The following is a 14,554-nucleotide window of genomic DNA, read 5'->3' as shown; positions in this document are numbered from 1 at the left end:
TAAAATTCGACGCTTGATTCTAACGGCGAAATAGACTGCCTTTTACGATGTTTAGTTTCTGGAAAAAGCGCAAGGCAGAGCCGCAACCGGCCGCCGAACCCACGCCCGCAGCGGCGCCCGAAGCCGCGCAGGCGCCTGCCCCGGCTGCCATCCCCGGCCCCGCTCCCGTTCCCGCCCCGGTTGTCGCACCCCAGCCCGTCGCTGCACCTGCTCCCGGACCTGTCGCTGCGCCGGTCCACATTGCCGTGCCGGACGCGCCTGCCGTGCAGCCTCCACTCGACATGCAAGCCGACGATATCGAAACCGTGCCGACGCCTGCTGTGATCGAGCAGGCGCGCAAGGGCTGGATGTCACGCCTGCGCTCCGGCCTGTCGAAGACGAGCAAGGGCCTGACCACGCTGTTCGTGGGCGTGAAGGTGGACGAAGCGCTGTTCGAAGAGCTGGAGACCGCCCTGCTCATGGCCGACGCCGGAGTCGACGCCACCGAATACCTGCTCGGCGAACTGCGCCGCCGCATCAAGGCACAGCGCATCGAAACCGCCGAAGGCGTGAAGACCGCCCTGCGTGACCTGCTGGTCGAGCTGCTGCACCCCTTGGAAAAAACCATGGTGCTCGGCCGCGAGCAGCCGATGGTGATCATGATCGCGGGCGTGAACGGCGCCGGCAAGACGACCAGCATCGGCAAGCTGTGCAAGCACTTCCAGACCTACGGCCAATCGGTGCTGCTGGCCGCAGGCGACACGTTCCGTGCCGCCGCGCGCGAGCAACTCGTGATCTGGGGACAGCGCAACAACGTCACGGTCGTGGCGCAGGAATCGGGCGACCCCGCCGCCGTGATCTTCGATGCAGTAAATGCCGCACGCGCACGCGGCATCGACATCGTCATGGCCGACACCGCTGGCCGCCTGCCGACGCAGCTGCACCTGATGGAAGAGCTGAAGAAGGTGCGCCGCGTGACCGCCAAGGCGATGGCCACGGCGCCGCACGAAACGCTGCTGGTGATCGACGGCAACACGGGGCAGAACGCCCTCGCGCAAGTCAAAGCCTTTGACGAAGCGCTGGGCCTCACGGGCCTGATCGTCACCAAGCTGGACGGCACCGCCAAGGGCGGCATCCTGGCCGCCATCGCGCGGCAGCGGCCGGTGCCGGTGTACTTCATCGGCGTGGGAGAGCAGGTGGAGGATTTGCAGCCGTTTTCTGCGCGCGAATTTGCGGATGCGTTGTTGGGTTGACCACCCTCGCGCGCAACGCTCCAACGTAGAAACGCCCTGACTTGATCAGGGCGTTTTGTTTTGCGCAGTACCGCTACAAATTACGCGGAAACCGCATCCGGCTGCGCCGCAGGCGCAGCCCGCTGAAACGCCTCCTGCGCCATACAGTGCGCAAAGATGCGCGCAAGCGTCGGGTAATCTTCCACCGCCACATCGAACCGCTTGCCGTTGAACACCTGCGGCACGAGGCACACGTCGGCCAGCGTTGGCGTGTCGCCAACACAGTAGGCGCCGGTCAGCGGCGACTGTGACAGCCGCGTTTCCAGCGCCGCAAACCCCAGCTTCACCCAGTGGCGATACCACTCGTTGCGCGCTTCTTCTTCCACGTTGAACGAGTGCTTCAGATACTTCAGCACGCGCGGGTTGTTGAGCGGATGGATCTCGCATGCGATCGCCAGCGCAATCGCGCGGATATGCGCGCGATTACTCGCCGAACCCGGCAGCAGCGTGGGCTCGGGATGCGTCTCTTCCAGATACTCGACGATGGCCAAAGACTGGTTCAGCACGTCGTTGCCATCGCACAGCACGGGCACCAGCGCATCGGGGTTCAGCTTGACGAAGTCGGGGGCCAGTTGCTCGCCCTTGAGCAGGTGGACCGGCGCGTAGTCGTACGGCAGGCCCTTGACCTCCAGGGCAATACGCACGCGGAATGACGCCGAACTGCGGAAATAGTTGTACAGCTTGATCGACATGGCTTCTGACTCTTCTAGCGGGTCTATCAAATCACCTTCACGTGCAGCTCTCCCACGCCGTCGATCTTGCCGACCATCAGGTCGCCGACGACGACCGGGCCGACGCCTTCGGGCGTGCCGGTGTAGATCAGATCGCCCGGGCGCAGCTCGAACAGGCGCGACAGATACGCAATGGTTTCCGGCACCGACCAGATCAGGTCCGACAGATCACCGCGCTGGTGTTCGCGGCCGTTGACCGACAGCGTCACGGCGCCCTTGTCCGGGTGGGCCACATCCTTGGCCGGCACGATCGGGCCGATGGGGGCCGAGCCGTCGAAGGCCTTGCCGGTCTCCCACGGGCGGCCGCCCTTCTTGGCAGCGTTCTGCAGGTCGCGGCGCGTCATGTCCAGGCCGATGGCGTAACCGTAGACATGGTGGGCTGCCGTTTCCACGGCGATGTCGCGCCCGCCCGTGCCGATGGCAACCACGAGTTCGATCTCGTAGTGGCAATCCTTGGTTTCAGTCGGGTAGACGAACTGGCCGGTCTCGCCGTCGGCAACGTAGCGCACAGCGTCGGCCGGCTTGCAGAAGAAGAACGGCGGTTCGCGGTCGGGGTCGGAACCCATCTCGCGCGCATGGGCGGCGTAGTTGCGGCCGACGCAGTACACACGGCGCACCGGAAACTGGCCATGCCCGCCACGCACGGGAATGCCATTGACGGCGGGCGGGGTGACGACGAAATCGGTCATGCGGGTCTCCTCGGACTAAGCTGGATTGGAACAGGTGGGAAACTGCGGCCACCGCCCCCCGGCGACCGACGAGTTTGCGAGGATACACCCGCACCGCCCCGGCGCGGTTCTTGCATAAGCGACGTGCACCCTGCCCCACTTTGCACCATGCAAGCGAAACCGCCCACCCCATCCGCCCCGCCCGCTGCCAACCACCCGGCCGCGCCGATGCGCGTGCTGCTGGTGCGCGATCCGCTCGACGCCGAACAGATCAATTTGGAGCTGATCCGCGCCGGGCTGGCCGAGGCCGGCTTCGTGGACGTCGGCTTGGCGGATGCCGACCTGACGCTGCCCGAGCGCATCGCCGAGACCCAGCCCGACATGGTGATCGTCGCCTCCGAATCGGCCGCGCGCGACACCATCGAGCACGTCTGCGTGGCCACGCAGCATGCTCCGCGCCCCATCGTGCTGTTCACCGACAACGACGACGCCACGCGCATCAAGACGGCGTTTGCCGCCGGCATCACCGCCTACATCGTCGACGGCATCAAGCCCACGCGTGTGAAGGCCGTGCTGGACGTTGCCTATGCCCGCTTCGAACACGAGCGTGAGTTGCGTGCCGAGCTGGACACCGCCAAGACGCAACTCGCCGAGCGCAAGGTCCTGGAGCGCGCCAAGGGCATGCTCATGAAGCAGATGAACCTGTCGGAAGACGACGCCTTCAAGCGCCTGCGCAAGATGGCGATGGATCGCAACATCAAGCTGGTGGAAGCCGCACAACGCGTGATCGATGTGATGGCTGGCTGAGCGGTCGGGCCGCCGCCCAGTTTTGGTGCGCCGCACAACTCCGGCGCTGGAAACGCACCAGTCGCGCGCGGCGTCCCGAACCTCGCACGCCGAGTTCCGAACCCCAACCGCCGAGCTAAAAGCCTCGCACGCCGAGTTCCGAACCCCAACCGCCGAGCTAAAAGCCTCGCGCGCCGAGTTCTGAACCTCAACCGCCGAGCTAAAAGCCTCGCGCGCCGAGTTCTGAACCTCAACCGCCAAGCTAAAAGCCTCGCACGCCGAGTTCCGATCCTCGATCGCCGAGCTAAAAGACTCGCGCGCCGAGCTCCGAGCCTCAACCGCCGAGCTAAAAGCCTCGCGCGCCGAGTTCTGAACCTCAACCGCCAAGCTAAAAGCCTCGCACGCCGAGCTCCGAGCTCGGAACGCCGAGAAAAAAGCTCGGCGCGTGGAGATCGGAACGCGGAACGCCAGCATGCATCGCTCAACGTTGGCATACCCCTTGCAAGTGTCGCTGCGAAGCCGGTGCCAACGTGGGTACCGGCACGGGACAACGGCGTCCCGATGCACGGCAGCGCGCCCCTCTTTCGGATGGGCGGCGGTCGCGCGTCGGGACGCTTTTTCTTTGGAGCCATGGATGGCCGCGCCAGACAAGACCGACGCTCTCGTCAACCCGATCAACCCGAAGCGCCGCAGCATCATGAAAGCCGCGGCGACGATTGCAGGAGGCAGTGCCGTGGCATTGATCGATCCGCTGGTGCGTGCCGGGGCCTGGGCCGCCGGCTCCGATGCGCCCGAGAAGACGGAACTGAAGGTGGGTTTCATCCCGCTCACGGACTGTGCTTCGGTGGTCATGGCATCCACGCTCGGCCTCGACAAGAAGTACGGCATCAAGATCACGCCGTCGAAAGAAGCCTCGTGGGCCGGCGTACGCGACAAGCTCGTGTCGGGCGATCTGGATGCGGCGCACGTGCTGTATGGCCTGATCTACGGCGTGCAGCTCGGCATTGGCGGCCCCAAGAAAGACATGGCCGTGCTGATGACGCTCAACAACAACGGCCAGGCGATCACGCTGTCGTCCAAGCTCAAGGAAGCGGGCGTCAAGGATGGGGCGTCGTTGAAGGCCGTCATGGCGAAAGACAAGCGCGAATATGTGTTCGCGCAGACCTTCCCGACCGGCACGCATGCGATGTGGCTGTACTACTGGCTGGCCGCGCACGGCATCCACCCGCTGCAGGACGCGAAGGCGATCACCGTGCCCCCGCCGCAGATGGTCGCGAACATGCGGGTGGGCAACATGGATGGCTACTGCGTGGGCGAGCCGTGGGGTGCCCGCGCGATTGCAGACAACATCGGCTTTACCGCCGAGACCACACAGGCCATCTGGAAAGACCACCCCGAGAAGGTGCTCGGCACCACGGCGGAGTTCGTGCAGAAGTATCCGAACACCGCGCGTGCGCTCACGGCAGCGGTGCTGGAGGCAAGCAAGTTCATCGATGCATCCGCATCGAACCGCCGCAAGACGGCCGAGACCATTGCCGCCAAGTCCTACGTCAACACCGACATGGACATCATTCTCGACCGCATGCTCGGCCGCTATACGAATGGTCTGGGCAAGACGTGGGACGACCCGGACCCGATGCGCTTCTATCACGACGGCGCGGTCAACTTTCCGTACCTGTCGGACGGCATGTGGTTCCTCACGCAGCACAAGCGCTGGGGCCTGCTGAAGGCGCATCCGGATTACCTGGCCGTGGCCAAGCAGGTCAACCGCGTGGACATCTTCAAGCAGGCGGCAACCGCCACCGGCACGCCGCTGCCCAAGAGCGACATGCGCACGGCCAAGTTGATCGACGGCGTGGTGTGGGATGCGAAGAACCCTGCCGCGTATGCGGACGGCTTCAAGCTGAAAGCCTGACGCCGCCGGCCTTCCGAATTTCTGATTGCGGTCCCTCACATCGATGGAGCCCGACATGAACACGCTCGTCAAAACGTTGTCCGGCGTGCAGTCCGATGCCGCCCCTGAACGTCGCCGGTTTATTGCGCGCGACTGGTTTGTCGCCGCCGTTGTGCGCGGCTTTCCGCCCGTGCTGGGCTTGGTGCTGTTCGTGCTGGCGTGGCAGGGCATTGCCACGGCCATCCCCGCATTGCCGACACCAGCGGTGACGTGGAAAGCAGCGGTCGCGTTGTTTGCCGATCCGTTCTACCGCAATGGCCCGAATGACCAGGGCGTGGGCTGGAACGTGCTCGCTTCGCTGGCGCGCGTGGGTGCGGGCTTCGGCATGGCTGCAGTCATCGGCATTCCGGCGGGCTTCCTCATCGGGCGTTTTGCGTTTCTCAACGCGATGGCCTCGCCCATCATCAGCCTGCTGCGGCCCGTGTCGCCGCTGGCGTGGCTGCCGATTGGCCTCTTGCTGTTCAAGTCGGCCAACCCGGCGGCCATCTGGGCGATCTTCATCTGCTCGATCTGGCCGATGGTGATCAACACCGCCGTGGGCGTGACGCGCGTGCCGCAGGACTACCTGAACGTGGCGCGCGTGCTGAACCTTTCTGAATGGAAAGTGTTCACGCGCGTGCTGTTTCCTGCAGTGCTGCCGTACATGTTGACGGGCGTGCGGCTGTCCATCGGCACGGCGTGGCTGGTGATCGTGGCAGCGGAAATGCTGACCGGCGGTGTCGGCATCGGCTTCTGGCTGTGGGATGAGTGGAACAACCTGAAGGTCGAACACATCGTCATCGCGATCTTCGTGATTGGCGTGGTGGGCTTGCTGCTCGAGCACGCGCTGTTGGCGATTGCGCGGCGCTTCTCGTACGACGCGGTTTGAGCGAAATGGGGATCGCCATGACAGACAAAATCCTGCGCATTGAAAACGTTGGGCAGACGTTCAAGACCAAGCGCGGCCCGTTCGTCGCCCTGCGCGACATCAACCTGACGGTTGCGCGCGGTGAGTGCATCGCGCTCATCGGGCACTCGGGCTGCGGTAAATCGACGTTGCTCAATCTCATCGCCGGGCTGACGCGGCCCACCATCGGCGGACTGATCCTGGCCGAGCGCGAGATTGCCGGGCCGGGGCCGGATCGGGCGGTGGTGTTTCAGAACCATTCGCTGCTGCCGTGGCTCACGTGCTTTGACAATGTGTATCTCGCCGTCGAGCGCGTCTTCGGCAAGAGCGAGACCAAAGCGCAGTTGCGTGATCGCACGCATGCGGCGCTGGCACTGGTCGGCTTGTCGCATGCCGAGCAGAAGCATCCGCATGAAATCTCGGGCGGGATGAAGCAGCGTGTCGGGATCGCTCGCGCATTGTCCATGGAGCCGAAGGTGCTGCTGATGGATGAGCCCTTTGGCGCGCTGGATGCACTCACGCGGGCGCATCTGCAGGATGAGCTGCTGAAGATCGTGGCCGCGACCGGCAGCACGGTGGTGATGGTCACGCACGATGTGGATGAAGCGGTGCTGCTGGCGGACCGCATCGTGATGATGACGAATGGGCCGGCTGCGACGATTGGTGAGGTGTTGACGGTGGATTTGCCGCGGCCTCGGGATCGGATGGCGTTGGCGGAGGATGCGACTTATCACGCTTGCCGGACGGCGGTGTTGGATTTTCTGTATCGGAAGCAGAGGCATCCGGTGGCGGAGGCGGCTTGATTCACTGTGGGGATGGCTTTGTTGTTTTACCTTGGTGGTCCATCTCCTGTTTCATGCCCCGGCAGGGGATGAAACAAGGGATGCACCACCAGGGCAAAAAACACCGCGACATGGCGCCAGCGCGCAACCCACAGCGCTATGATCACCCCCGAGCCCATCACCCGCGCCATGAACAATGCCTGCCCCTCCCATCCTCCCCGACACCGCCGCTGAAGACGCCCTCGCGAACGCCCCCTTCCCCGCTGCCCGCTTCATCAAGGAAATTGGCCGCGGCGCAGACGGCGCCCGCGCGCTAGTCAAGCACGATGCCCGTGCGCTCTTCACGGCCATGCTGGAAAGCCGCATCTCCGACGTGCAGCTCGGCGCCATCCTCATGGCCTACCGCATCAAAGGCGAGACCCCGGAAGAACTCGACGGCATGCTCGAAGCCACGCATGCGCATTGCCGGCCGCTGCCGGCGCCGGACACGCCCGAGCATGCGTTGCCAGTTGTCATCCCCAGCTACAACGGCGCCCGCCGCCAGCCGAACCTGGTGCCGCTGCTGGCCAAGCTGCTGGCGCGCGAAGGTGTGCCGGTGCTGGTGCATGGCATCCGCCGCTTCGACGGCCGCGTCACCACGGCTGCGCTGTTCGAAGCGCTCGGCTGGCCGGTCTGCGAACACATGGACGACGCCCGCGAGCGCCTGGAGCGTGATCGCCTGGCCTATGTGCCGATCGACGTGCTCTCTCCCGAACTGACGGCACTGCTGGATAAGCGCGAGATCGTCGGCCTGCGCAATTCCGCCCACACGGTGGTGAAGATGCTGCAGCCCGTCGGCGGGCACGCGCCGCACGAGGCGCTACGGCTGGTCAGCTACACGCACCCGGAATACCGCGACACGCTCACCGATTACTTCCTGCGTCATCCGGCCAACGTGCTGCTGGCGCGCGGCACCGAAGGCGAGGCAGTGGCCGATGCGCGGCGCGGCAGCGCGGTGGAGTGGCTGCACGACGGCGCGCACGAAACGGTGATCGAAGCGGTGGAAGGTTCAAGCGACGCACCGCCTGAGCTGCCCGTGGGGACAGACGTGGCGGCAACGGCGCGGTGGATTGAAGCGGTGCTCGACGGCAAGCAGCCGGTGCCGGAGCCGATCGCCAAGCAGGTCCGCGCGATCGTGCGCTGTGCACGACCGGCGCAGGCTGCCTGATCGATCGCCCGGTCTTACTTGGACGGCAGCGGAATGCGCTCCGTTTCGCCGGGCACGTGAGCGAAGGCGTCGCTCTCCCAGCGCTGCTTGGCGTCTTCAATGTCGGCCTTGTCGCTGGCGACGAAGTTCCAGTAGATGTGACGGTGGCCATCGGTCGGGGCACCGCCCAGCAGCATCACGCGTGACGATGCCTGCGCGGTGAGCGTCACGTCGCCGCCGGGCTCCAGCACGGCCAGGTGCTGCGGGTCGAGCGCCTCGCCGTCGATGGTGACGGCGCCGTCGACCAGATACAGGCCACGGTCTGCATGCTCAGGCGGAATCACCAGCGATGCGCCGGCCGCGAGTTCCAGCGCCACATACAGCGTGCGCGAACTCACCTTCACCGGCGACGTCAGCCCGAACGCATCTCCCGCGATGACCACGCCCTGCACGCCTGGGCACTCCAGCTTGGGCAGCGTCTCGGCCGCATGGTGCGCGAAGCTGGCGTTGACCTTTTCCTGGTCCTTCGGCAGCGCCACCCAGGTCTGGATGCCGTGCATGCGCGCGCCCTTTTCGCGCCCTTCCGGCGAGGAACGCTCGGAGTGGACGATGCCGTTGCCGGCCGTCATCCAGTTCACGTCGCCGGGGGTGATGGTCTGCACGCTGCCGAGGCTGTCTCGGTGGACCATACTGCCGTCAAACAGGTACGTGACGGTGGCCAGCCCGATGTGCGGGTGCGGGCGCACGTCGATGCCCTCGCCGGGGGCGAAATCCACCGGGCCCATGTGATCGAAGAAGATGAACGGCCCCACCGTCTGACGCGCTGCCGAGGGCAGCACGCGCTTGACCGAGAAACCGCCGAGGTCCCGCACGTGCGGGCCAATGATGTGCTGGATGGAAGTCATGACGGAAGCCTCCTCAGGCGTGCTCGGCGAGTTCGGTGTCGACGCTGATCTCGACCTCGGTCATCAGCTTGTGAACGGGGCATTTGCCGGCCACGCGCAGCAGGTCGGCGCGTTGCTCGTCGGTCAGGTTGCCGTGCAGGGTCAGCACGGTGCGCAGCTTGTAGCGGCCCTGGCGTTCCTGGGTGCCGTCGTGCTCCACAGCCACGTCAATCGAATCGAGCGGGTACTTGCGCTGGCGCGCATACAGCGTGACGGTCAGCGCCTTGCAGCTGGCCAGGGCCGCGTCAAAGTAGGCGTGCGGGTCGGGCGCACTGCCCTCGCCAGTCGGCTTGGGCACATCGGTGTAGGTCACGCCTTCGGGAAAGGTGACCTTGTGGCGAAAAAGGCCTTCGGTGTCCTTGCTGACGACGATGCTCATTGACGGCTCCTGTAGCGATTTCTGCGATGTCCGGGCAGTGTAGCCAACTTGCGTGACGGCACGGGAGAAGACCCGACGTGCGTCGCGCATCGCTTTCACGGGCGCTTCGATCACTCGACATTGCAGACATGGCATTTCGGCCCACCCATTGGGGTGGAAACGCTCAAGCGGCGCGGTTTTCGGCCGATCTTCCGGTTAGAAGACATCCGCCCAGAAACCGCCCCGCTTACGTGTCACCTGCATGGTTCCTCGCCGGCCGCTTGTCGCCATTGCCGGCGGCATCGGCTTCCTCCTCGTCCTTGTTGGGCTGACCGTGATGGTCGGCTGGCTGCGGCATTGGCCGTGGGCAGTGAAGCTCGGCAGCGATCGGCTGCTGATCGTGTTCGCCACCGGCGTCAACCTGACCCTGCTTGGCGCGGGGCTGGCTGCGCTGCTCGTCGGGACGGTACGGCCGAATGTGCGCTGGGCAGATCCGGTGGCCCGCGGGCTGGGCGGCGTGGTGGCGGTGCTGTCCACGCTGCGGCTGGCCGAGATGATCACGGGATGGCCGATCGGGCTCGACTTTCCGGGCATGCACACATGGCTGGACCGCCAATGGGTGACCGGATGGATTGGCGGCATGCACCCCAGCCACGCGCTGGCGATGGCCGCATCGGCGACGGCCCTGAGCCTTGTGCCGACGTTGCGCAAACCGCACCGCGCGCGGTGGTTCTGGGGCTTGGTCGGCCTGGCGATGCTGCTCTGCGCGGGCGACCTGCTTGGCCGCGCCATGGCGCTCGAATATCTGTACCCGGCGTGGTTGGTGTGGCGCGCCTCGGACGTAGCGGCCATCTGCACGCTGCTGGTGGTCATGGGCGTGCTGTGCGTTGCGGTGGTCCGGCAGCCGGGCATGTTGCGCCTGCGCTTGTCGCCGGAAGACACCATCGTGTGGATCAGCGGCGGCTGCGTGGTACTTGCAGGCCTGGGAGCGACCATCACGGCGTTCATCATCCAGGTGGACAGCGTCAGCCTGACATTCGGCACCGCGCGGGCGCGGGCCCTATCCAGCTACGCTGAAGAGCTTGACCAACTGCTGGCCATGCGCGCGGAAAACCCGCGCCTGGTGGCCGCCGCCACGTACATCCAGGAAGTGCTGCGCCATCCCACCGACAATGCGGCGCGCCTGCGCAGCGAGAGCGCGCTGCAGGCGTATCGCCAGCAAGGGTACTCGTACCTGCAACTGCGTACGCTGGCGGACGAGGGCATCGTCAGTCTCGGCACGCAAACGCTTGAGCCCGAGCTGTCGATTCGGCTGCACGCCGGCCTCGCGCCCGAGCGCATCACGCTGCAATGGGTACACGGATTTGCCATGCGCACAGAAACGCCTGTCATGGCAGACGGCATGCAGATCGGCTGGCTGGTCGCAGAGCAACCGCTCGCCCACATGACCGGCCGCTACGCCAGTGAACGCGGCATCGGAAAGACCGAAACGCTGGCGATGTCGGGCTTTGATGCGCGTGGGCGTGCAATGTCGTTTCCGCAGCGCTTCGATGCGTACGTGTTCGAATTGCCGGCTCTTACGGTCGACCGCCGGCCGCTGCCGTCGCGCTTGGCGCTAGCGGGCGAGGCAGGCTACGGCCAGTGGCAGGACATCCACGGCATGCCGACATCGTTCAGCTACACGCCCATCGGCCACACGGGCCTGGCGCTGATCAGCAAGATCGCGAGCGCCGAGCTGTACGCCCCGATGCGCGTGCAGTTCGAGCGGCTCGGCGCCTTCATGCTGTGCCTGATGATCGCCAGCGTGCTGGTCATCCGCCTGACGGTGCGGCCGTTTGCCAACCGGCTGGCCGCGTCCGAACGCGCGCTGCGTACCGCAAACGAAAGCCTGGAACGCCGCCGTGATGCCTTGCGCGCGAGCCGCGAACAACTGCGCCTGGTGGCCGACAACGTCCCCGCGCAGCTCAGCTACGTCGACTCCGACGGCATCGTCCGCTTTGCGAGCCGCACCCTGCTCGAAGCCTTCGGCCGCAGTGAAGGCGAGATGCTCGACCGCCACGTGCGCGACATCTACGCCCCTGAGGACTACCGCACGCTGCTGCCCTACATGACCGAAGTGCTGGCCGGCTACCCCGTGCAGTTCGAGATCACGTCCATGCGCACGGGCGTGCCCCGCTACCTGAGCGGCCACTACTTTCCTGACTACGATGATCGCGGCACGCTGCGCGGCTATTTCTCGGTGCTGCAGGATCTGACGGCGCGCACCGCCGCCGAGCTGGCCCTGGCGCGCAGCGAACGCGCGCTCAAGCTCGTGCTCGACAACGCGCCGCTGCTGGTGTCGCACATCAACCCCGACGGCGTCTTCACCTTCTGCAACGTCACGCATGCGCGCTGGTTGCAGCGCACGCCCGAGGAGGTATGCGGCCAGATGCCGGAACGGGTGTTCACGCCAGGCACGTACGCCTTGCTGGCACCGTATATGGTGCGCGCCCAACGCGGAGAATCGGTCGAATTCGAGATCACCGCGCCCTGGTACGAAAAGCCGCACGCCGCCGGCCCGCGCAACCGCACTCGACATTTCCGCGGCCAGCTCGTCCCCGACTCCGCAGAAGCACATGACGGCCGCTGTGGCTTTTACGCCTTCGTGCAGGACGTGACCGCAGCCAAGCGCAGCGAGATGGAACTGTCACGGATGGCGCACTTTGATGCCCTCACCGGCCTGCCGAACCGCTACGAACTCTACGAGCGCCTGCGCGCCGCACTGGAGCGTCGTCAGCGCCTGCCGGCACCGCTTGGCGTGCTGTACCTGGACGTCGACCACTTCAAGCACATCAACGATACCTACGGCCACGCCGCCGGCGATACGGTGCTGGTGGAGGTCGCACACCGGCTGCAACGTGCCGTGCGCCGCACCGACACCGTCGCCCGCCTCGCAGGTGACGAATTCATCATCCTGCTCGACCCCATCGACGCCCCGGATGATGCGCTGCACACCGCGCAGAAGATCGTCAGCGCGATCCGCCCGCCGATCCACCTGTCGGATGGCACCGTCCTGCACGTCACCACGAGCGTTGGCGTGGCCTGCCCGGGCCCGGAGGTACGTGATCCAGACGCCGCCCTGCGTGAAGCCGATCGCGCACTTTACTGGGCAAAGTCACGCGGCCGTAACACGGCGGCATAGGCGAGAACCGAACCCTTCCATCACGGTCTATGACTGGGTGCGGCGCCTTTTTGTTGCGCCGCAAACATCTCACTATTAGAAGACAAATCCTGATTTACAGGAACTATCAACCGGACAAAAATGTCCTATTAGCACTCATCCGGTTGGAGTGCTAAGATGCCTTTCCAAATCTCCACTGGATTTCGACAGGAGTCCTGAGTGAACGCAGTCATCCCCGTGAATACCGTTTCCGCAATCGCCACCCAGCCGTCCGGCAACGCCGGTAATGGATGGGCGCTGGCGTTCCCCGGCAACCTGGGCAACATCGACGCCTATATCCAGAGCGTCAACCGTGTGCCGATGTTGTCGGCCGAAGAAGAACAGCGTCTGGCCCGCGAATACCGCGACAACGACAACCTCGATGCCGCTCGCCGACTGGTGCTCTCGCACCTGCGTCTGGTGGTGTCGATCGCCCGCGGCTACCTCGGCTATGGCCTGCCGCATGCCGACCTCATCCAGGAAGGCAACATCGGCCTGATGAAGGCCGTCAAGCGCTTCGACCCGGATCAGGGCGTGCGTCTCGTCTCATACGCGATGCACTGGATCAAGGCCGAGATGCACGAGTACATCCTGAAGAACTGGCGCATGGTCAAGGTGGCCACCACCAAGGCCCAGCGCAAGCTGTTCTTCAACCTGCGCAGTCACAAGCAGGATGCGCAGGCGACCTTCACGTCGGACGAGATCGACGCCGTGGCGGCCGAACTCAACGTCAAGGGCACGGAAGTGCGCGAGATGGAAACGCGCCTGTCCGGCGGCGACATTGCGCTGGAAGGCCAGATGGACGACGGTGAGGAGTCGTTCGCTCCCATCGCCTACCTGGCCGATACGCACAACGAGCCGACCCGCGTGATCGAAGCGCGTAGCAACGACCGCATGCAAAGCGAGGGCATCGAAGCCGCCCTCGCCAAGCTGGACGATCGCAGCCGCCGCATCATCGAAGCACGCTGGCTGAACGTGAACGACGACGGATCGGGCGGCTCGACGCTGCACGAGTTGGCCGACGAGTTTGGCGTGTCGGCTGAGCGCATTCGCCAGATCGAATCGGCCGCGATGAAGAAGATGAAGGGTGCGCTGCAGGCTTTCGCCTAAGCTGCCCGCCCTGCAATGAAAAGCCCGCCAAATTGGCGGGCTTTTTCTTTGGGCGGTGGCGGAAGATCAGTCGGCCAGCAGTTGCTTGATGTCGTGCGCGATCGGCTCCGGGCCCTGGCCGTGCTTGATGAACAGGCGCAGGTTGCCCTTCGGATCGAACATGTAGCTGCCGGCGGTGTGATCCATGGTGTAGTTGTCGGGCGAGCTGCCCGGCACCTTGCTGTAGAACACCTTGAAGTCGGACGCGACCTTCTTCAGTTCAGTCTCGTTGGCCGGACGCAGGCCGATGAAGCGCGGATCGAACGCGGGCACGTACTTGGCCAGCAGGTCTTGCGTATCGCGCTCCGGGTCGACGGTGACGAACAGGACCTGGACGCGGTCGGCGTCTTTGCCGAGGGTATCCATCACGGCGCGCAGCTCAGCCAGCGTGGTCGGGCAGACATCGGGGCAATGCGTGTAACCGAAGAACATGACGACGACCTTGCCGCGGAAATCTTCGAGCGTGCGGCGCTTGCCGGTGTGATCGGTCAACGAGAAATCGGTGCCGAAGCTCTTGGATCCGGTGATGTCGAGGTTCTTGAAGGCCGGCTTGTCGCTGCACGCCGCGAGCGCCAGCACGGCGACGGCCAGCATGGCGAACAGCGCGGCGCGGAAGTATCGGAAAGAGAGCATGGTCATT

At 65.2% G+C, this 14,554-nt stretch carries 13 protein-coding genes; 8 read left to right on the top strand and 5 right to left on the bottom strand.

The window, feature by feature from the left end:
- The first annotated feature begins 47 nt into the window (after nucleotides 1-47).
- Complete coding sequence (gene ftsY, locus ACUXH0_RS12925) at nucleotides 48-1,232, top strand: signal recognition particle-docking protein FtsY (RefSeq protein ID WP_182594055.1); 1,185 nt, start codon at nucleotides 48-50, stop codon at nucleotides 1,230-1,232.
- A gap of 80 nt (nucleotides 1,233-1,312) precedes the next feature.
- Here ftsY and maiA read toward each other — a convergent pair whose 3' ends face one another.
- Both maiA and ACUXH0_RS12915 read right to left on the bottom strand, forming a co-directional pair.
- Nucleotides 1,313-1,963 (bottom strand): maleylacetoacetate isomerase, encoded by a 651-nt coding sequence (gene maiA / locus ACUXH0_RS12920; protein WP_137911027.1) that lies wholly within the window; start codon nucleotides 1,961-1,963, stop codon nucleotides 1,313-1,315.
- 26 nt (nucleotides 1,964-1,989) lie between these two features.
- The gene (locus ACUXH0_RS12915; RefSeq protein WP_009239193.1) at nucleotides 1,990-2,691 is read right to left on the bottom strand and encodes a fumarylacetoacetate hydrolase family protein; all 702 of its coding nucleotides are present in this window, start codon (nucleotides 2,689-2,691) and stop codon (nucleotides 1,990-1,992) included.
- Between the two features lie 147 nt (nucleotides 2,692-2,838).
- Between ACUXH0_RS12915 and ACUXH0_RS12910 the strand changes: the two genes are divergently transcribed.
- From ACUXH0_RS12910 to ybiB, 5 genes are all read left to right on the top strand, one after another.
- Nucleotides 2,839-3,477, top strand: coding sequence for an ANTAR domain-containing response regulator (locus ACUXH0_RS12910; protein WP_009239194.1), 639 nt, complete (start codon nucleotides 2,839-2,841; stop codon nucleotides 3,475-3,477).
- Nucleotides 3,478-4,090: 613 nt separating this feature from the next.
- Nucleotides 4,091-5,371, top strand: a complete 1,281-nt coding sequence (locus ACUXH0_RS12905) for a CmpA/NrtA family ABC transporter substrate-binding protein (RefSeq protein WP_009239195.1) — start codon at nucleotides 4,091-4,093, stop codon at nucleotides 5,369-5,371.
- A 55-nt stretch (nucleotides 5,372-5,426) separates the two neighbouring features.
- Nucleotides 5,427-6,278, top strand: coding sequence for a nitrate ABC transporter permease (ntrB, locus tag ACUXH0_RS12900; protein ID WP_024973697.1), 852 nt, complete (start codon nucleotides 5,427-5,429; stop codon nucleotides 6,276-6,278).
- A 17-nt stretch (nucleotides 6,279-6,295) separates the two neighbouring features.
- The gene (locus ACUXH0_RS12895) at nucleotides 6,296-7,099 is read left to right on the top strand and encodes an ABC transporter ATP-binding protein (RefSeq protein WP_137911028.1); all 804 of its coding nucleotides are present in this window, start codon (nucleotides 6,296-6,298) and stop codon (nucleotides 7,097-7,099) included.
- Between the two features lie 175 nt (nucleotides 7,100-7,274).
- Nucleotides 7,275-8,285 carry a DNA-binding protein YbiB gene (ybiB, locus tag ACUXH0_RS12890; protein WP_137911029.1) on the top strand — a complete coding sequence of 337 codons (1,011 nt, stop codon included), beginning with the start codon at nucleotides 7,275-7,277 and terminating at the stop codon, nucleotides 8,283-8,285.
- A gap of 14 nt (nucleotides 8,286-8,299) precedes the next feature.
- Here the strand turns inward: ybiB and ACUXH0_RS12885 are convergent, their stop codons facing one another.
- The gene (locus ACUXH0_RS12885; protein ID WP_004633450.1) at nucleotides 8,300-9,169 is read right to left on the bottom strand and encodes a pirin family protein; all 870 of its coding nucleotides are present in this window, start codon (nucleotides 9,167-9,169) and stop codon (nucleotides 8,300-8,302) included.
- Between the two features lie 13 nt (nucleotides 9,170-9,182).
- Complete coding sequence (locus ACUXH0_RS12880; RefSeq protein ID WP_004633452.1) at nucleotides 9,183-9,587, bottom strand: OsmC family protein; 405 nt, start codon at nucleotides 9,585-9,587, stop codon at nucleotides 9,183-9,185.
- Between the two features lie 241 nt (nucleotides 9,588-9,828).
- Between ACUXH0_RS12880 and ACUXH0_RS12875 the strand changes: the two genes are divergently transcribed.
- Both ACUXH0_RS12875 and rpoH read left to right on the top strand, forming a co-directional pair.
- Nucleotides 9,829-12,747: a diguanylate cyclase domain-containing protein gene (locus ACUXH0_RS12875; protein ID WP_137911030.1), complete on the top strand. Its 2,919-nt coding sequence runs from the start codon at nucleotides 9,829-9,831 to the stop codon at nucleotides 12,745-12,747.
- Nucleotides 12,748-12,981: 234 nt separating this feature from the next.
- Complete coding sequence (gene rpoH, locus ACUXH0_RS12870; RefSeq protein ID WP_374220491.1) at nucleotides 12,982-13,875, top strand: RNA polymerase sigma factor RpoH; 894 nt, start codon at nucleotides 12,982-12,984, stop codon at nucleotides 13,873-13,875.
- Between the two features lie 66 nt (nucleotides 13,876-13,941).
- On the opposite strand, the gene ACUXH0_RS12865 is transcribed toward rpoH, so the two are convergent.
- Nucleotides 13,942-14,547 (bottom strand): SCO family protein, encoded by a 606-nt coding sequence (locus ACUXH0_RS12865; RefSeq protein ID WP_004633458.1) that lies wholly within the window; start codon nucleotides 14,545-14,547, stop codon nucleotides 13,942-13,944.
- Nucleotides 14,548-14,554: the final 7 nt, after the last annotated feature.

It is taken from the genome of Ralstonia sp. 110700041-2 (assembly GCF_056280165.1).
The sequence above is the reverse complement of the archived record's forward strand: the minus strand, read 5'-3'. Positions and strand labels throughout refer to the sequence as shown.